Source organism: Vibrio fortis, assembly GCF_000695685.1.
Lineage (GTDB): Bacteria > Pseudomonadota > Gammaproteobacteria > Enterobacterales > Vibrionaceae > Vibrio > Vibrio fortis_A.
In genome coordinates this window covers 407,266-426,820 of sequence record NZ_JFFR01000025.1, presented here as the reverse complement: position 1 = coordinate 426,820, position 19,555 = coordinate 407,266, and the positions used below count along the sequence as shown (strand labels likewise).

Below are 19,555 nucleotides of genomic sequence, written 5' to 3'. Positions count from 1 at the left end.
CGCAGTACTGTACACACAACACGACTGCGTTTCTAAACATTGAACCATGAACACGAAGCAAAGACGGAACGAAAAATGCCGCGCATTATGAATCTATAGTTATGGTATGACAGTCAATTTAATGTGAGCCAGTCTTATGGCTTGTCGCCTTCCTCGGCGATCAATCTATCGAGTTGGCCAATTATATATGGTTTAACCCTATCGTTCCAAGTGAGATAGAACTGTGTAGTTTCAGCATCTTGGGGAATATTTTCTTTAACCCAGTATTTATGCTCTCTAACCTTTGATTCAAAATCTGGGATATCAGTTTTTAAATGTTCACTAAATCTAAACAGTAAGTATTTACTAAGTTCTGGTCTGTATTCTGAATAGATATCTATCATTGCTTTTAACTTTACTGGCTCCAATTTAATTCGAGAATAAATTGAAATTAGATTCCGCAAAGAGTCAACATCGCCATTCTCAAAGAGCTCTTTTAGATACAGTTCTTCAGATTTATCGGAGTCACCAAGCATTGCAATATTATACACATAAGCATTATTAACATATGGGATAGTATCAGAGAAATAGTCTTTAATTGCTGATGACATAGAAGCCTTTATTTGATACATATGGCTAGAAAGGACAAGTAATCCACGTAAATAAGATTCTTCAGTATTACTTATCTTTCTATAACTACTAAACCAATATTGGGTGAGTAGTGTTTTATGTCTATACTTACCATCTGGCTTATAGCGCATGTACGGCACTATTGTTTTCGAGTAAGGTACATCTAACAAAGAGTATACGGCTACTGTCCTTAATGCTTCCATCCATGCTTCTGCTACATCGTAGGGTTCAACATCCTCGTCAACAAGCTTAATTTTTGCCAAGTAGTCTCTATATCGGATGAGCCTTTCCTTGCCTGTCATCGCCGAAAGCTCTTCATATAGTGCCCTATCAAAAGCCATACTACATAACACTGACATGTTTTGTCTTTCGATTAGCCTAGTCTCGTCGTTTGAAACACAAATCTCTAAATCATAGTTATTGACTTTCCACATATTGACTATAAATGCATACATCATATTAAATTCGCCAAAGCGAGCGACTAAATCATGGGCAATATTAAATCTTTTACTTACATTTAATGGATAGTTCTCGGCATCAACCATGTATATAATAGTAGGAAGGATAGCTCTAGCATCTCCTTTATCTGCCAGATCGAACATAGTCGACAAGTACTTTTGAAACTCTTCATCAGGGATAGTCACTGTTACTTCTGCCGTATTACCCTTGGCTATGCTAAAGTATTTTGTATTTTTTAAGACAAAGTATATTTGTGCTGATATATCACCTTCTCTAGCTTTAGCTAACAGTTTATTGATATCTTTATCTAAGATATACTGAGCGTATGGCTCTCCAAGGCGAGCGAAATGGTTAATTACTTTTTCATACTCAATTTTGTTTCGGTCTACGTGAGGGTAACAGCTACCTTCTTGCAAGCTTAGGTAATAATAAAATAGTTTTTTATCTTTGGTTACAGGCTCTTCCAGGTGCTCAACAATTTCAGAACTACATATCTTTTCGATTGGCAAGATATCAGCAGCAAAACTAGCATTAGATATTAAACTAAATAAAATAATGCCTAAATGAAATAGTGTAGTTTTCATGTCATTCCTTGTATTACCATTGATCACAATCGCTCAGATTTTTTCATCTCGTTACCACAAGAAACCATACGAATTTTGACTCTAAATTACAGTAACTTAATGTACGATTATGTATCTATGCTTCATAGGTTTAGAACAACCTACATAGAAACGATTTAGCAGCTTGCTGCGCTCGATGTTAAAGGGTTCGTTGTTACAAGCCATCAAGCGCAATAAATTGATATTGAAAGATAGGAATAGATTCAGAAAGTTGGAGGAATTTTGAAGAGGTGTACTTATTATTTTTTAATCACCTTACCTATTCTCACCAATGCGCCACAACACGCCGCTTGGATCGATGATACAAAAATCTAGCATTCCCCAAGGCTGACCAACTAGCTCGGTAACTTTGACACCAAACTCTTCGACAACATTCAGGTTCACCATGTACTAATAACAAAACTAGCAGGGATATTATTGATGCTAGTGCGGCACAAATACTAGAATCAATGCACAGCTAAAATGCTACTCTATGTAATTCGAAACTAAACGATACAACAAGCTAATTTTATGTGAGCCAATCTTATGGCTTACTGCCTTCCTCGGCGATCAATTTATCAAGTTGGCTAACTATATGTGGTTTCACTGTATCGTTCCATGTGAGGAAGAAATGTGTGGTCTCAGCATCGTGGGGAATATTTTCTTTAACCCAGTTTTTATGTTCTCTAACCTTTGATTCAAATTCTGGAAGATCATTTTTAAAATGATGACTATATCCATTCAGTAGGTACTTCGCAAGTTCAGGTCTATATTCAGAGTAAATATCTATCGTTGCTTTTAACTTAACAGGATCCTTTTTCCTTAGTCCATAGATTGAAATTAGATTCCGTAAAGAATCAATATCACCATTCTCAAATAACTCTTTTAGATACAGTTCCTCAGCTTTATCGGGCTCACCAAGCATTGCAATGTTATATATATAAGCACTATTAATGTATGGAATAGTATCAGAGAAATGGATTTTTGTTTTTAACGAGGTGGATTCACTTATTTCATATATATGGCTAGAAAGGATAAGCAACCATCGAAAGTAATACTCATCATCATCTTTTATATGATCATCACTTGTAAACCAATATTGAGCGAGCAGTGCTTCATGTCTATACTTACCACCTGGCTTATACCGCATATATGGAACTAATGTCCTTGAGTAAGGTACATCAAGCAAAGAGTATACAGCTACAGTTTTTATTTCTTCTAACCATGCTATAGCGGTATCGTAGGATTCAACATCTTCATCAGCGAGCTTAATTTTTGCAATGTAGTCTCTATAGTGTATTAACCTTTCTTCAACGGTCATCGCCGAAAGTTCTTCATATAGTGCCTTGTTAAAAGCCATACTACATAACACTGACATATTTTGTCTTTCGAGTAGTTTATTCTCGTCTTTTGAAACACAAATCTCAAAATCATAGTTATAGATTTCCCACATATTAAGCACAGTTGCATACAACATATTGAACTCACCAAAGCGAGCAACTAGGTCATGTGCAACGCTGTATCTTCTATGCACGTCCAAGGGAGAATTAGCAGCATCAATCATGTATATAATAGTGGGAAGGATAGCTCGAGCATCTCCTTTATCTGCCAACTCAAACATAGTCGACAAGTACTTTTGAAACTCTTCATCAGGGATAGCGATTGTTATTTCAGCTGTATTAGCTTGAGCAACACTCAAATATTCGGTGTTTCTAATCACAACGTTAATTTGTGCGGATAGATCACCATCTCTCGCCTTAGCTAGCAGTTTGTTCATATCTTTGTCTAAGAGATACTGCGCTTGTGACTCCCCAAGACGAGCGAAATACCTAATTATTTTATCTGAATCAATTTTCTTTTGGTCTACGTGGGGGGAACAGCTTCCTTCCATTAAACTAATGTAATAAAAGAATAGATTTTTATCTTTGGTTACAGGCTCTTCCAGCTGCTCAACAATTTCAGAACTACATATCTTTTCGATTGGCAAGATATCAGCAGCAAAACTAGCATTAGATATTAAACTAAATAAAATAATACCCAAATGAAGTAGTGTAGTTTTCATGTCATTCCTTGTATTACCACTGATCACAATCGCTCAGATTTTTTCATCTCGTTCCCACAAGAAACCATACGAATTTTGACTCTAATTTACAGTAACTTAATGTACGATTATGTATCTATGCTTCATAGGTTTAGAACAACCTACATAGAAACGATTTAGCAGCTTGCTGCGCTCGATGTTAAAGGGTTCGTTGTTACAAGCCATCAAGCGCAATAAATTGATATTGAAAGATAGGAATAGATTCAGAAAGTTGGAGGAATTTTGAAGAGGTGTACTTATTATTTTTTAATCACCTTACCTATTCTCACCAATGCGCCACAACACGCCGCTTGGATCGATGATACAGAAATCTAGCATTCCCCATGGCTGATCAACCAACTCGGTAACTTTGACACCAAACTCTTCGGCGATATTGAGTTTCAATACGCGCTGGTACCAACTATTCGCATCTTCCACCAGCAAGTGCATCATTGAGTTGTTGCAATGGGCAGGCTCGTAGAAGTCTTGAAGCAGAAATGCACATGAACCAAGTTTAAAGTAAGCGATACCGTCAAACTCCGAGGCCATCTCGAATCCCAGACGCTGGTAAAAGCGTTTCGACAGTTCAAAGTCCTTCGCTGGGACGAATGATTTGATTTCTACAGCGTTAAGATTTTCCATATCAGATTATTTCCCTGTATTGAGTCTAGATTTAGCTGCCAAGGAAATACACTATAAGTCAAACTCATAGTCACGTTCTACTAACGCAATACGCACCTTAAACGACTCATACCATAACTTTCGACCTAAACCCTGAGCTTCCATATGTTCCGAGTTTTGCTTCCACTTTTTGATAGAAGCTAAATCTTGCCAATAGGACACAGTGATTCCGACTTCTTCACGAGCAGATTCAACACCCAAGAATCCGTCATGTGACTCTGCCAACTCCAGCATCCTATTTGCCATCTCTCCATACCCGTTATCACCGTCGGTTCGGGTAGAGGTGAAGATAACTGCGTAATAAGGAGGTTTTGGTGTATCAGCTATTTTCGGCATCGTATTTTCCTTAAAGTAGATTGAATGACCTCTTCTATTTGTCAAATACACTACACAGTCGCGTCCTGCGTTCAATACTGTTCGAGCATTTTCTAGATAAACTTATTAAAATTGCGATGGTCCACCTAAATACCTCACGTTCCCACGAACACTCGAACACTCGAACATAGAAAGATACTTCAAGAGAAGATAGACAGCTTTATAGCCGCACTAGAGACGTGCTTTTTAAGTGATTATGAATTGGTGCAGTGGAAAAACGGGGCGAATTTTGAAGACCCTTGGCCGCAGCAAGTGGCTAAATTGAAACAGCCAATTAAGTAGGAGCTGAAAACAAAAATGCACTGGTAACTTGCGTTTGCATTACCAGTGCATGAATGATTTTTGGGGTTAGATTAGCGAGACGCCATTGCACCTTTGCCCACACCTTCGTAAGCGACAATCTGAAGAGACTGACCTTCGTTGAGACTTGGTTTTACTTGATCAGCAATATAGCCCGCCAATAACTCAACCGTTGTGTCCGTAGGTAGGATTTCAGTCTCACTCTTGGCAATAGCTAATTCGAACTCACCTTGTGGGGCAGTGTAACGGAAGGCATAGTGGCTTTCATCTGTCACTGCTTTCGCATGTTCACTCAAGTTAAGCGTGTCTAGCGTTGTAACATCTTCTTTCGAACCTAAGTAAATGTCTTCCCAGCGCTTAGCGAATGCCTCTTCTCGCTCTGCATCTCTATTACCATCGACAAGGATTTCAACTGGTGAACGGTGGCCATGAGCAATACGCTGACAGTTGCCATCATGCTTCTTGAGGCCGTGTGTGTAGTGATAAAACGCACCGTCAATCTTCTCGTGGCGCAGGGTAATTTCTAGACCAGAAACATTACTCGGTAGGTTGTCGCGTAGAATGTCATAAACGTGCGCTGTAATACTTTCGATGGTGATCGCTTCAGCATCAATCAGGCAATATGCTTCATCTGGGCATTGTAGATGGATACTCTTATCACCACGCATTACGTCAAGCGTAGAGTAGCCTGGCTTGGTTGCGTTGTGGATGATGGCTGAGTTTTTCATTGGCACCAGTAAGCGATGGTCAACATACTCATCAACAAGGTGTTTGATCTGTTTCTTTACCCTGCTGAAATCTAGCACCATGCTCATTTCGTTGAGCTCGCCAGACATGATGACATCTAAAATCCAACTATCTCCCACGACCCCTCTGTGTTCACAGATGTATGAAGAATCGATAACGGTAAGATCTCTTACAAATAGGTTCAAGTTGAACTCCTTACTATTAATGAGATACGGGAGGCTGATTAACGTTTCAGCAGACACTTCGTCTCATTGCTTAGGTTGAATGAAATTGGAGACGCAGGATGGTACAACCGCTTTGTAAAGTCCACCTTTTTAATGCGCCTCTCATAAGAAAAGGCCAATCTCTATACGATTTTCAAGAAACCGTCGATTAAAACCTAGTCTAGCGTCTGGCAATAAGCATAATCTCGCGACTTATCACCATTTTTAGTAAGGATTCATAGCATTAACGCGATAATGGTTAAACGCTCATTACGCCCTTGATCACCGTCTTCGCGCTCCCTTTGAGCTTAATACGATGATTAGGTAGCACTTCTACATGAACATCGCCGCCCCGCTTGGATGCTTGATATGCCCTCAGCATGTTTTTACCCAACTTCTCACTCCAAAACTGTCCTAAGGCACAGTGCGCAGAACCCGTTACTGGGTCTTCGTTTACCCCAACCCAAGGAGCAAAGTAACGCGAGATAAAATCTAAGTTCTCTTCAACTGACAACGCTGTTATCACAACTCCTCGCCCTTGAAGTCGCTTCATTGCATCAAAATTGGGGGTTAGCTCGTGTACCGCCCTCTCACTTTTAAGCTGGACAAAGACCTTCGAATCAAATCCACCATAGGCCACAATATTTTGGGCATCAATCCCTAACGCTGTGATTAACGGCTCATTGAGCTCTAGATCGAGATGAAGCTCAGTTTGAGGGAAATCCAACTCAATACCGTCTTCAAGAACAGCTGCTGTTAATGGACCAGATAATGTGTCAAAGGTGACCTGCTCTCCTACACGCAAATCTCCACGTTCAACTAAAACATGAGTCATCGCGAGAGTGCCGTGACCGCACAACTTCACTTCAATCTCAGGCGTAAACCAGCGCAGATTCATATCATGCAATGTAAGAAACGCCGTTTCTGATACCGCCATCTCTTGTGCGATAGCAAACATCAAGTCTTCACTCAATGGCTGCTCGGTAATACAAACACCAGCAGGGTTGCCCTTGAAAGGTGCCGACGTGAACGCATCGACTTGGTAAATATCTAGATTCATATAACTTTCTTTTCCTTGAAATGGTTCAGTTGTGGTTATTTGCGGCGGAGGGGCTTACAAGAATTTCTCGATCAAGACTTCATCAATATAAACACCACCTACTTTAGCGTGCTTTTTGGCAGTGCCTACCACTTCAAAGCCTTGGCGCACATAAGCAGCTAGTGCGCGCTCGTTGTCGGCACGAACATAGGCAAACAGCTTTTCATAGCCTTTCTGTTTTGCCACTTCAAAAGTTGATTGGAACAACTGCTTGGATACGCCTTTACCACGGCTTTCGCCATCAACAAAGGTACCGATAATCCCCACATGGTCAAATGCTTTGGTGTATGAAGCGAAAGGTTCGATGTTTTGAAAGGCGATGACTTTGTTTTGCTCTTCATCAACCGCAACAGTAAACACGCCTTGCTTTGGGAAGTTCGCGATAAAGCCCTTCTCTTCCTCTACAGAAAAAGTGGTATCAAGAATGGTATACAAACCTTCTTCAATAATCGGATTAAGTACTTCAGTAATGCCTTGCGCATCTTCAACGGCGACTTGTCTAACTACTAAGCTCATGCAATTACTCTCTTATTATTATCAAGAGACTTGTTGTACATCAGTTGCATGGCTACAGCAATCTAATGAATTGAATATGCGATATTTTTTCTCGCGAACAGACTCAACTGATCACTATCTAGACGGTGCTGATTTAATACCTATTACCGTTGTAGACTCACCGACACCATCATTGTAAATGCTGGCACACAAATATGCAGTGTCAGGAAATCTATCTAAAAGCTGATTGGTCGCAATCTCGTATTGCGATAGTTCAGTCACTTTATGAGCGAGGTGAACACCGCCAACCACTTTTCCTAAGTTTTGGGCGTCGAGAAAGTCGCGTGCTGCACTGTGGTTATCAAAAGCAAACAGAAAGTCACTGCTTTCTGACAAGTTTCGTAGGTCTACAATATCGAGATTATTCGGCATTTCATGTGATAGCAGCTTTGCCATTAAGTTCTCGATAACTCGAGATACAGCACTCATATCATTTGACGGGTTATCAAATACCAACAGCAAAGTATCGGAATGCTGACATGAGGTAATCAGCTGCTTTGTTTGGTTTAGAACATTCGAAGACACCAATAGCGCGTCCAACTTTTTGCTTGTCAGTATCGACTCAGATAGCTCCAATTCCGACAAGTAATTAACACCTTCCGAGAACTGATTGATCGGCACATAAGCAGCGATTTTGAGCTCATCTAATTCTATCTCAACGGGTTCAAACATGGACTTGATAGACTCCTTTCATAAACGTTGGGCAGTAAGTAAAATTGCCGCCTCATTCGAAGCGGCAACCTTCATCTTGAAAACACAGTCAGATTAACTTGGCTTATTTGGCCAGTCACGAACATGAATATCCATTTGTGGGAACGCAATCTCGATGTTGTTTTCCCTAAATAGCTTATCAATGTTCTTGTTAATCAGGTGAATTGTACTCAAACGGTGTTCAATCGCTGTAATGTGTACACGCAATTCAAAGTCTAAGCTGCTGGCACCAAAAGCAAGGAACACCACGTATGGAGATGGCTCTTCAAGAACCAGTGGATTTTCACGCGCGATTTGGTAAAGCAGTGATTCAACCTTTTCAACATCGGTCCCATACGCGACACCAATTGGGATCACGACTCGTGTAACGGGATCAGTCAAAGACCAATTGATCAATTTCTCGGTGATAAACACCTTATTGGGTACCACTATCTCTTTGTTATCCCAATCGATGATCGTCGTTGCACGGGTCTGTATCTTACTAACCGTTCCTGATAGTTCATTGATCGTTACGATATCACCAATCCGGATTGGGCGCTCAAACAGGAGGATCAAACCAGAGATAAAGTTGGCGAAAATTTCTTGTAGACCAAAACCTAATCCGACACCAAAGGCCGCGACTAACCACTGTAGACGAGACCATTGGAAACCCAGCATCGCAAACACCGTCAGCACACCGCCCACCAAAATCAGATACCTAAGCAGTGTGGTAATGGCATAACCCGAACCCGGAGCAAGGTCGAGACGCCTTAAGATAAGCAGCTCTAACACACCGGGTAAGTTGCGAACGCCGACCATAGTCACTAGTAGCGTGATCACCGCATAAATTAAAGACTGAATGGTAATGTCCACCAGCCTAGCACCAGCTTCAGTGGTTTCGCTCACCTGCCAGACGACAACATTGTTGAGTTGGCTCGTCATCTCTAGAGCACTCGACCACAAGGTTAACAGTGCAATCACGAGCCCAATTAAAGATAACCCTCGAAGTAAAGTAATCGACTGTTCACTGACTTGCTCGCTGTCCAAAGCACGTTCTTCAACATCAGGCATTGATTCTCTGAGCTCTGCCAATTCCGGCGGCTCATCGGCTTGCTCTTGTTGTTGTGCAATCAACTCTTCTCGGCGTTCTAGTAGTCGCTGATAAGTTAACTGTCGATGTTCAAGCTTGAGGAAGCGCTCGGCAAGCTGATAAATAAACAAACCACCTAGAATCACGAAAATCGTCAATTGCTGATAGATCAGCAGCACCCAAGACGCGACATATAAGCCTACAATCGCCATCGCGAGAATCCCAACGAACGAGCCCAATACCACGGCGCGAATCACAAACAGCGATACACCTTGGTTGAAGGGCGAAGGGAACGTGGAAGGCAGGTGCTGCTTTTTAAGCAGAGAGCTGTATACCGCTAACATTGAACCAATAAGTGCTAAAAACAAGACGCGGGAAATTTCTGCTTCTTTTGAACCAGCTGCTAGTTCAGCGGCGTAAATCGCGACGAGTAACAGAATCAATGGCCAGCGGACACGCTTAGCGCCCGCGTGCAAATATTCACAAATGTAACTTGGCCAACTGAGGTGTAGGTCGAGCACGCCTTTAGGAGAGCTCAATGAAAATATCACCTCAACCACAAACAACCCCGTCATCGCCGCAAAAGTGATGGTTTTAATCTCTTCTGAACTGGAGATCGGCCATAACCAATGGACGATATACGCCGTCATTCCAAACCAAAGCGGTAAAGCTATCGCCCGAAGAGAGGCCATAAGTGACAAAATCAGAGTAAATCGGAATTTATCCTTAAGCGGATGTCCGAATATTTTCTGATATTCCAATCGGCGGCTAATTGCTCGCTTGGAGAAACGGATATAAAGAACAAACAATGTTGCGGTGTAAAACGCGACTAACGAGCCAACAGTGATAAGCTGCTCTTTGGTTAGCTGCTGAAACCTTTCGATGAACGGACGTTGATCACCGAACCACACCTCATGCTCAAAGCTAGTCAGGTGTTGCCATAATGGAACATTACTGCGGCTCCAAAGTTGCTGTTGTTGTAAAAAGGTGCGAGCGCCATTCACTTCTAACACATACTGGCTTTTGGAAGTCTGAAGCTTACTGAGTGCGACGATCAGTTTGTCGTAACTATCGGTGAGCTGTTTTAAGACCAGTTGAGTCAACTGGCTCGCCTCATCTACAGGCTCAGTGCTTTGCTGAATCTCAGAAACCGACTTGCTCACAGCAAAGTCGTCTAAGGTTTGCCCTATTTCGTACTTTCTGATGTGGGCATTAGCAATGCTATTCGGGATCTCACTGCTATCGACCACGGTGGGTAAGCGTTGCAGTTGCGCACGAATAGAGTCACCAAAAGCGGTGCTATCGCGCAGCCAATTCAGGTTATCTTTAATTAAACGAAGTTCGCTAGTTAGGCTTCTTCGCTCTGAATCGACCTCGTGCACTGTGATTCTCGCTTGGTCTATTTCAACTAGAACTTGTTCTAACTCTTCGGCGAACGTCGTTAGTCGATCCAATCTTTGTTGCTCAGGCAATGTTAGGCTGTCTCTTTGATCTCTTAGCTTATTGGTTTGATCAATAAGCTCGCGCACAGAAGCCTGCTCTACTTGGGTAAGTCGCTCTTGAAGATCGATAACCAAAGGCGTTGCAAGCTTGATCTTGCGATCCAGTAGCTGGCGCTCCAGACGAACGATTTCGGTTCGCTCATCTAAGCTTTGCAGCTCAGCGGCAAGGACTTCACGATCCAACTTCAAGCTCGTTAAATTACTTAACTCCAGCCACTGATCAATAACCTCTCCTTTGTCGCTCTTCGCCAAGTTGGCTTTTTCAATTTGCCTATCAAGCTGAGCCAAACTGCGCGGCAACTCCGTTCGAGCTGTGCCTAGCTGTTTCGCTTGTTCAGATTTAGTTTGAAAAGAGGTTCGCCACTCCACAAGCGCAGCCTGCAGCGATGCAATGGATTGAGAAAGATCACTAAACTTAACCAGTTGGTCGGTTTTGAAGATATCCAGCGACTCAACGCTATCAATACTTTTCATCAAGCGTTCGCGCTGCACCGGAAACTGGGTGATAGCTTTTAAATATTCATCACGCTTGTTGCGTTTTTCATCAAGGCTCGCCACCCGCGCTTTCAGAGTCTCATACTGACCGATGAGCACTTCATTTTTGGGGTTTTCAGCACTCAGCTTAGTAATTTCACTTTCGATGTAATCCAGCTCCGGCAGTGCTTGCGCCAGAACATTCACAGATGTCATCGTGATAAACAAAGTCAGTATCCACAACATCAAGAGGTTTAATGGTCGACTTAGCCTCCAATTGAACACATCTTTCTCCCTATATTAGGCAAACGAAACTTACCTAAGTGTAGGAACAATTTGCCTATTCTGCTTTGTAATTCAATTAATTAGCTAAAAATAAAACAGCCCGCACATTTTCAGTGCAGGCTGCTGGATAAGACTATGAATTAACAAACAGATTGGCGTTTTCAGTTAACCAAATAACTCCCCTGTCTACTAGTCACGACGACCATTTAGCACGGGCTCATGTTGTTCAGCGTGCGATACAAAGCGTACTCCGCCATCAGATGCTTCATTACGACCTTGCAACTTGGGCTCAGGAGCAATGCGTTCAGACTGAACTTGGTTATTTGAGGTCGCTGTCATATCGATGGTGCCCGTGTAATTGCCGTCAGCAGCAAAAGCTGTGTTCATTGAGATTGCCATTAGACCTAGTGCGATTAGCTTTTTCATACATCACCTCATTATTCTTAACTATGGTTCGTTCTATCGGCATCAACAATCGCTTCAATTGTTTCGATACCTTACGTTTCGATAAGAATACTTTAGCGCTAAGCCTTTGCTGTCACGAGGAAAACCAAGATTTCCAAAATAGAAACTCCCTGCCCCCTGTGCAACGATGTAACCAAATTAGATTTTGACCTTCTCTTGTCTTTCCGACTAATACTTATGATTAAGATGAGCGCATGGATGCGTATTCGGAGAAGGACATGAACACCAACCTCGATATTCAAAATATCTTAGTCTTAAAGAAAATGTACGAGCTTCGCCATGTCGGTTTGGTTGCCGACGCTTTGGGGAAAACATCAAGCGCCATCAGTAAAAACCTTTCAAAGCTCAAGACCCAGCTAGACGACCCATTGTTTATTCAGACCAAGCAAGGATTTGAACCGACCTCATTCGTAGAAGCGAATATTCAGCACTTTGAGAGTATCATTAGCAGCATAGGTTTAATCAAGCCTGAAGGGTTTGCCCCTGAAACCTATCAAGGCTCAATTAAGATTTACGCCAACAACCATTTCTGGCAGCAGCTGGGTGATAAGTTGTACTTAAAGCTATTGAAAGAGGCGCCCAACGCTAAGGCTTCATTTCTTCACTGGGATACCAATGCGAGAAATCGCATCATTGATGGTGAAGATGCCGTCGCAGCACACTACTTTGATGAAACACTTCCTCAGTCTATTGCTCAAACTGAGTTTGGTCGTGGTTCTGTGGTCTTTTTTGTTCGTAACGACCACCCAGCCACTGATGTTCACAGCTTAACGGACTACCCTGTTGTTCTGCACAAGACCGCAGGTTGGAACGATAATAAGTACCCGCTCATCGAACGCCTGAATAATATCGGATTTCAGTTCACACCCAAGGCAGAAGTAACACACCCACAAAATGTCCACGATATCGTTCTACAGACAGACCACTTCGGAGTCACAACCAACGGCAGCGTTCCGGAAGGTTGCCGGAGTATTCACTTGCCTCAAGCGCTGAATATCGAAATCAGCTACGTGATGAGTTGTCGTCGTTCGCAACAACAAGACCCATTGAACCAATGGTTATTCAGAGTGCTAAAAGAGACTATTGCCGACAATCGGAGATAAAAGTGCAGGTAAAGCCACCACCGATAAGCATTGCTAATGACTGATATATGTATAGCTACTTAGAAACGAATAACGCTTATCAATAGTATGACCGCATCAAAAGGACGTCAGCAATGAGTTTGATTTCACATACTCATTCGCACGATTAGGGACGCCAAATAATTCAGAGAGTGCAGTCACATGAAAAAGAATGCTTTATTAACCGCTATTGTTGTTGCTTTATTAGCTGGATGTAACAGTTCAGACAACTCATCGCCTGATCGTGATACCACACCAGGTAACCCAGGCATACCAGCTCTTCCTGGTGGAGGTGATGACGGTGGTAATCAAGGTGGCGACCAAACTGACCCAGATGGCGATCACGACCTGAACCCTTCTAAAGATCCGTTGATCATCGAGGCTGCTCAGCGCTGGGGCACAACTTATGAAGAGATGTATGATGCATGCCAACTCTGGACTTGTAACCTAGGTGCTGTCCAAGAAAGAATGACCTTTACGATTGAGCGTGAAACGCAGTTGACCGAGGGTAAAGCTCGTATCACTTTCACTCTGTCAGAGAACCGCCCTGACTTTTGGCCAAGTTATGTGTTCTATAGCGAAACGTTGCAGCATTCCAATGTCGACATTGAAAGCTTATCTTCCCAGTTTAGCTATGTTGAAGACGACCAAGTCGCAAAGAAAGATTCAACCCTCCTAGGCTGGAAAACAGGCTTTGACAATTGGACAACACACTCGCCTCGTCAATGTGACCATGTGTTCTGTTCCGACTTCGATACTGCAATGTTCGAAACTGGTGTATCTTCACACACAATGGCGGTGTATCGAACAGACGGAACCGTTACGCATACACAAAGGGTATATCTGACTAAAGACGAGTTAAATGTACTCTACCCAGTGTACAACCCAACTTTTCCATCAGGCCAATACTAAAATATGAGGTGATGACGCCGTGTCATCACCTCTATTTACGTACTTGTACGAGGATTAGTTGTGGCTATTATTAAGCTGATAGAAAGTCACTTTGGCATAATCGCTGTCATTACTGGTGTTGTCTTGTAGGTAAATACCTCAGTTAAACAACTCTTGTGACAAACGCTGCTCGAGTGAACGAATACATAGAGAAACAGACGGTGGAGTATGGTGAGTATATGGGTTTAGTGCATAAACCGTGTTCATGGGTAACTGATGATTCGGCATAAGATTAACCAGGTCGGGCTCCATCTGTTTTAAATAGAAATCAGGCAATACACCGATTCCCGCCCCCGCTTTTATTAGGGCAACGCAGCTGTGAATAGAGTTCGTAATGCAGCTTGCTTGTTTACTGAAACCCACTGCCGCTTCGGAATCTGAAGTAAAGGTATGCTCGATATGCCTCCCTTGCCAGACATTAGCGATATAAGGTAGTTCATCAATGGGCTGATTCTGCAGAGAAACCACACCACACAATTGATCTCGAAATCCTCCGAGTCGTTTTTGCTTTAAAGTACTGTCTGGCGAGTTGCCGACACGAATGGCTAGGTCGATATCATTGCTCATGAAGTCGAGTCGTTTGTCATCACTGATTAGCTCTGGCTGCAGTTTAGGATAACATTTCATTAGATCCGCAATCACTGGAGCTACCAGCACGTCCATCAAGGCGTTAGGTGCGGTAATGCGAATGCGCCCTTGTGGTTCCTCTTGCTCTGCTTGCACCATTTCCCAAGCTGAATCCGCTAAGCTATTAAGATCTTTACAGCTTAAATAAAACCGTTCTCCCATTGGAGTAAGGGTTTGCCTGCGCGTTGTTCGCTTTAGTAGTGAAGAACCGAGCTCTTGCTCAAGCTTTTTTAGGTGTTGGCTCACTACAGATTTTGAAAGGCCGAGCTTCTCGGCAGCTGCGGAAACCGACCCTTGTTCAACAATATGAGCAAAGATCGACATCTGTCTTAGCTTATTCACTTTATTGTTCTCTTTTTATAAACAGTCATTTCTATTATCTCTGTTTTTCAAATTAAAGAGTAGTTCTAAACTTTGTCTTAGTTAACCAACACGACACATCGGAGAGAAAAATGAGCAATCAAGTATTAGAAGCGTGTAAGAAAGGTATCGCAGCTTGGCAAACAGCATTCAACAACCAAGACGCGCAAGGTTGTGCCGCTCAATATAATAAAGATTGCGTGATGCACGCTCGCCCATTTGGCACATTCGAAGGTCGCGAAGCAATTCAGGCTTTCTGGCAGGGCATCATTGACCAAGGTTTTAAAGATGTCGATTACACCGACGTAAAATGGGAAGAACACCAAGATGGCGGCTACATTCTAACTTCGAGCTGGACAATGAACAAAGCGTTTGGCGTAGTACACCGCGAACATTGGGTTTTAGAAGCAGATGGTAACGCACGCTTGATCAGCGATGACTTTGAAGTACAAGGCGAGCGCTAACCTTAAATAGGCAGAACTGCCGAGAATAGGTATAACGACCAAAATCGTTTAAGAGGCCGATCACTTATATAGTGGTCGGCCTTTTTCACATTATGTTTTCTAGGTGAGATGTGCTCCCCCCAATTGTTCCATTTACTATTACAACTCTTGCAAGCTAATCTCTCGCCGAGTGTGACACTCGCGGCAAACTGATCTTTTTACTCTAAAGTGACGTAATCTGACCTTGTTATTCGTAACTTAGTAAGCCAACCTTAACTAATAGGAAAGCAATTTTTAATGGAGTAAAAACAATGATTAAGATGCTAGTGTGTGATTTTGATGGCACCTTGGACGGTGGTTCATCTGACGGAGTCAACCAATTGTTTGACTACTTGAGCGATCAGCCTAGCATTCGATTTGTTATCGCCACAGGGCGTACGTTACCCTCCATAAAAGTTGGCTTAGCCTCAGATAACTACCCAACACCGCACAGTATTATTAGCGACGTCGGAACCCAGATTCACCACCATCAACCAATCCAGCAACCCGATGCACATTGGCACCAACGACTAAAAGCAACGTGGGATAAACGTAAAGTTGAACGAGCGTTAGCTGGCTTCGACTTTATGGGGAAATTGGATCCTAACCATCAAGGCGACTATAAAATCACATTTGAGGGATCATTAACGGATCATCAAAGACAGCTCATTGCCAGTGCGCTTGTAGCTCATGGTGCACAGGTTGACTTAACCTACTCTCACGATTGGTACTTGGACGTCACCCCGAAGAACGTCAACAAAGCGTCTGCTATTCACCACCTATTGAAACAACACGACTTAACTATCGATGAAGTGTGTGTGGCCGGTGATTCCGCTAACGATACCTCAATGCTGACCATCGATGGCGTTAACTCAATTCTGGTAGCCAACCACTACCCAGAAGTCGCTCACCTCTCGCAAAGGGACAATGTTTATACCAGTAAAGCGACTCATGCTGCGGGGGTATTAGAAGGGCTTCAATACTGGCAAAACCAACCTAGATAACGCTCAGATGTGCTGAATTAAACGGAGCGAAAAGGCTATTTCCAGCCCATTTTCCACATACTATTGTCGGTGAGGTCATGCCAGTCGATATCATGAGAGCGCTTTGTCATCACCGCTTCAAGAACGCACCTTACAACCACATCTTCTTCAAATTCCATCTCAGTGATCATGAAGTGCTTTTCACGATTGACGGGGGTTACGGCTGTCCACTTACTGTGCAGTAGCTTCTTAGGGTTGATTCTGTTCATACAACTCTCCTTGCTTCTAGTTTTATCTATAAGCTTCAAAGAGTTATTCGGATCACTTAAAAACAAAAAAAGCATGGTAACCAATCATCACCATGCTTTATTACCTGCTAGATTTTAAGCCCAAACTACCAATCGTAAGTTAAGCTCGCGATAACGTTGCGACGGTCGCCGTAGTAACAGTAATAGTTACAGGTAGCGACGTACTCTTTATCAAACAGGTTTTTCGCCGCGACTTGCAGTTTGTAATCCGCAAATCGGTAGCTTACCGTTGCGTCGTAGAGGGTATAAGACGGAACCTTATTTTGCTCGAGGTTATCGCCATAAGTTTCGCCAATGTATCGAACACCACCACCGATACTCAACCCATCTAACGTACCATCGAAGAATTGGTATTTCGCCCAAGCAGAACCAATCATGTCTGCCACTTGTGCTGGCGTTTTACCCACTTGATTCTGATCTTGGTCCTTGGTGACCTCAGAATCTAAGAACGCTAAGTTACCAATTAGAGTAAGTGACTCAGTTACATTAGCCACAGCACCCAATTCCACGCCTCGGTTACGAATTTCACCAATCTGGTTGACCTGGTTACTACCAGTGATTACGTCCACCACATCTTTCTTCGTCGCTTCATACACCGCGACATTGAACTGGCCTTCAAAACTCTTAGGTAGGTATTTCACACCCGCTTCGTAGCTTTCACCACGTTCTGGTTTCGCCGCCTGATTCGCAACGGAGGTTTTAATGATAGGCTCAAAAGATTGTGCATAACTAAAGTAAGGTGTAAACCCTGCCGACGTCATATACGCAACACCTAAGTTGGTTGTCCATTCCTCGTAATCCGCTTTGTGATTACTACCTGTTGTCTTGTTGGACTGTTCATTAGAGGTATCGTCGTAGCGAAGACCTGCTTGGACAATCAAATCATTGAATCGAATTTGGTCCTGAACATATAGTCCTAGCTGGCGATTTTTAGTAACTGAGTTTTGCAGATCAGCATCAGACACAGGAGATAGGGTCGGAGAGCTTGGATCAAGCAAGATAATGTTATTGGTGTAGCTTGGGTTATAAACATTGAAGGTCGGATCGTAAACACCTAGCCCAGTAAGTACATTGCCATCGGCTACAATCGGATCAGCAGCGTAATCATTACTGTCAATGTCAATCATTTGGTAATCAACACCAGTTAGTAAGGTGTGCTCTATGACCCCAGTTCTAAAGTTGAATACTAAACGATTGTCGATGTTAAAGGCATCTGAATGCCCCTCTTCTGTAGACGCTTGACGAAGTACGGTTTGTCTCGACCCTGTAGGATCTAAAGCGGCACCAAATGTCGGGTGATCAGCCGCATACATTAGCGAGTAAATCTGCTTTAAGTTTATATCCATGCGACTGTAACGCGCTGACTGACCAAAGCTCAGCGCTGAATTAAACTCATGATTAAATTCATACCCTAACGAAAGTTGCTGACGCTCAAAGGTTTCCCAGTCTGGGTTACCTACCGCAGTACTATCTGAGATTTTGCCATTTGGGTTGTCTGTTAGCGTGCCTTCCATCGGTAAGAACTGCAAATAGGGGTCGGAGTCATCTTCTTGGTAACTCGCTAAGAACGTGATGTCGGTTTTATCGCTCATCTTCCACATCAACGATGGCGCAACCATAAAGCGTTCAGCCTCAACGTCATCTACCTTGGTGCCATTCTTTCGACCAAGCGCCACTAAACGGAAAGCCACATCATCACTCACCTCGGTATTCACATCGAGGGTCACTTGGGTACGGTCAAATGAACCAACGTCAATGCCGACTTGGCCTGAACCACCATCAAATTGTGGGCGCTTGCTAACAACATTAATCAGACCACCCGGTGGGTTTTGCCCATACAGCACAGACGCTGGGCCACGGAGTACTTCTACACGCTCCAAACCAAATGGGTCAATTTGCCAACTGTAAAAGCCTGCTGAATAGAGTCGTGTACCATCTTGATACAATCCTGTCCCTGCTTGTTGGAAGCCACGTACGACAAACCAATCTTGTTTATTATCTTCACCGTAATAGTTGGTCTGAATACCCGGTGTATACTGAAGCGCATCGGAGATACTGATAGAGGCACGATCATCCATCTGCTCACGTGTTACAACAGAAACTGCTCTAGGGGTTTCATGCAGGGCAAGTGGCGTTTTGGTTGCGGTTTGACTTTTCTCGCCAACATAACTGAAGTCCGGTCCTACTGCATTGTCATCGATCTGCTGACCTATCACGACAACCGTTTCATCTTCTTCTGCATGAACAGCTCCTCCACCAAGTAATGCAGTCACTGCAATTGAAAGTGGGGTGAGCTTAAACTGCCACTTCATCATTCTCTCCTTAACTAAATCCATACAAACAATAAGTAAATGCAAATTATTACCATTAGTATTTACATCGCGAATTGTAACAGGAGAAAAGTTAATGTGAATTTATAAATCAAGATGATATGAAACAAGTGATCAGCAGCACGTATAATGAGTTAACTATGCTGTTAAAAGTTACGCCTGGTTCAACACAAACAA

17 protein-coding genes and 1 pseudogene are annotated in these 19,555 nt (G+C 42.9%); 4 read left to right on the top strand and 14 right to left on the bottom strand.

Going from position 1 to position 19,555, the window contains the following annotated elements; translation table 11 throughout:
* Positions 1-134: 134 nt before the first annotated feature.
* The 11 genes and pseudogenes from VFDL14_RS07210 to VFDL14_RS07255 form a co-directional block, all read right to left on the bottom strand.
* Positions 135-1,652 (bottom strand): hypothetical protein, encoded by a 1,518-nt coding sequence (locus VFDL14_RS07210; RefSeq protein ID WP_032552177.1) that lies wholly within the window; start codon positions 1,650-1,652, stop codon positions 135-137.
* Positions 1,653-1,946: 294 nt separating this feature from the next.
* A pseudogene (locus tag VFDL14_RS0123305) lies at positions 1,947-2,081 on the bottom strand (glyoxalase); the annotation flags it as partial.
* Between the two features lie 133 nt (positions 2,082-2,214).
* Positions 2,215-3,732, bottom strand: a complete 1,518-nt coding sequence (locus tag VFDL14_RS07215; RefSeq protein WP_032552175.1) for a hypothetical protein — start codon at positions 3,730-3,732, stop codon at positions 2,215-2,217.
* Positions 3,733-4,026: 294 nt separating this feature from the next.
* Positions 4,027-4,392, bottom strand: coding sequence for a VOC family protein (locus tag VFDL14_RS07220; RefSeq protein WP_032552174.1), 366 nt, complete (start codon positions 4,390-4,392; stop codon positions 4,027-4,029).
* A 51-nt stretch (positions 4,393-4,443) separates the two neighbouring features.
* A complete protein-coding gene (locus VFDL14_RS07225; RefSeq protein ID WP_032552173.1) occupies positions 4,444-4,767 on the bottom strand; it encodes an antibiotic biosynthesis monooxygenase family protein in 324 nt (107 codons plus the stop codon).
* Between the two features lie 392 nt (positions 4,768-5,159).
* Positions 5,160-6,038 (bottom strand): 6-pyruvoyl trahydropterin synthase family protein, encoded by an 879-nt coding sequence (locus VFDL14_RS07230; RefSeq protein ID WP_032552172.1) that lies wholly within the window; start codon positions 6,036-6,038, stop codon positions 5,160-5,162.
* Between the two features lie 277 nt (positions 6,039-6,315).
* A complete protein-coding gene (locus VFDL14_RS07235; RefSeq protein ID WP_032552171.1) occupies positions 6,316-7,116 on the bottom strand; it encodes a PhzF family phenazine biosynthesis protein in 801 nt (266 codons plus the stop codon).
* Between the two features lie 54 nt (positions 7,117-7,170).
* Positions 7,171-7,671, bottom strand: a complete 501-nt coding sequence (locus VFDL14_RS07240; RefSeq protein ID WP_032552170.1) for a GNAT family N-acetyltransferase — start codon at positions 7,669-7,671, stop codon at positions 7,171-7,173.
* Positions 7,672-7,785: 114 nt separating this feature from the next.
* On the bottom strand, positions 7,786-8,382 hold the full coding sequence (locus VFDL14_RS07245; RefSeq protein ID WP_032552169.1) for a hypothetical protein: 597 nt from the start codon (positions 8,380-8,382) through the stop codon (positions 7,786-7,788).
* A 93-nt stretch (positions 8,383-8,475) separates the two neighbouring features.
* Positions 8,476-11,712, bottom strand: coding sequence for a mechanosensitive ion channel domain-containing protein (locus VFDL14_RS07250; protein WP_032552168.1), 3,237 nt, complete (start codon positions 11,710-11,712; stop codon positions 8,476-8,478).
* A 228-nt stretch (positions 11,713-11,940) separates the two neighbouring features.
* Positions 11,941-12,177: a hypothetical protein gene (locus VFDL14_RS07255; RefSeq protein WP_032552167.1), complete on the bottom strand. Its 237-nt coding sequence runs from the start codon at positions 12,175-12,177 to the stop codon at positions 11,941-11,943.
* 257 nt (positions 12,178-12,434) lie between these two features.
* On the opposite strand from VFDL14_RS07255, the gene VFDL14_RS07260 reads away from it, so the two are divergent.
* Entirely contained in the window at positions 12,435-13,319 is an 885-nt protein-coding gene (locus tag VFDL14_RS07260) for a LysR family transcriptional regulator (RefSeq protein ID WP_032552166.1), read from the top strand.
* Between the two features lie 180 nt (positions 13,320-13,499).
* Positions 13,500-14,249 (top strand): hypothetical protein, encoded by a 750-nt coding sequence (locus VFDL14_RS07265; protein WP_032552165.1) that lies wholly within the window; start codon positions 13,500-13,502, stop codon positions 14,247-14,249.
* Positions 14,250-14,387: 138 nt separating this feature from the next.
* On the opposite strand, the gene VFDL14_RS07270 is transcribed toward VFDL14_RS07265, so the two are convergent.
* On the bottom strand, positions 14,388-15,257 hold the full coding sequence (locus tag VFDL14_RS07270; protein ID WP_032552164.1) for a LysR family transcriptional regulator: 870 nt from the start codon (positions 15,255-15,257) through the stop codon (positions 14,388-14,390).
* Positions 15,258-15,367: 110 nt separating this feature from the next.
* Between VFDL14_RS07270 and VFDL14_RS07275 the strand changes: the two genes are divergently transcribed.
* The gene (locus VFDL14_RS07275; protein WP_032552163.1) at positions 15,368-15,739 is read left to right on the top strand and encodes a YybH family protein; all 372 of its coding nucleotides are present in this window, start codon (positions 15,368-15,370) and stop codon (positions 15,737-15,739) included.
* 290 nt (positions 15,740-16,029) lie between these two features.
* Positions 16,030-16,761, top strand: a complete 732-nt coding sequence (locus VFDL14_RS0123300) for an HAD-IIB family hydrolase (RefSeq protein ID WP_032552162.1) — start codon at positions 16,030-16,032, stop codon at positions 16,759-16,761.
* A 35-nt stretch (positions 16,762-16,796) separates the two neighbouring features.
* On the opposite strand, the gene VFDL14_RS07280 is transcribed toward VFDL14_RS0123300, so the two are convergent.
* Entirely contained in the window at positions 16,797-17,009 is a 213-nt protein-coding gene (locus VFDL14_RS07280; RefSeq protein ID WP_032552161.1) for a TIGR02450 family Trp-rich protein, read from the bottom strand.
* A gap of 125 nt (positions 17,010-17,134) precedes the next feature.
* Positions 17,135-19,360 carry a TonB-dependent siderophore receptor gene (locus VFDL14_RS07285; RefSeq protein ID WP_032552160.1) on the bottom strand — a complete coding sequence of 742 codons (2,226 nt, stop codon included), beginning with the start codon at positions 19,358-19,360 and terminating at the stop codon, positions 17,135-17,137.
* Between the last annotated feature and the right edge of the window lie 195 nt (positions 19,361-19,555).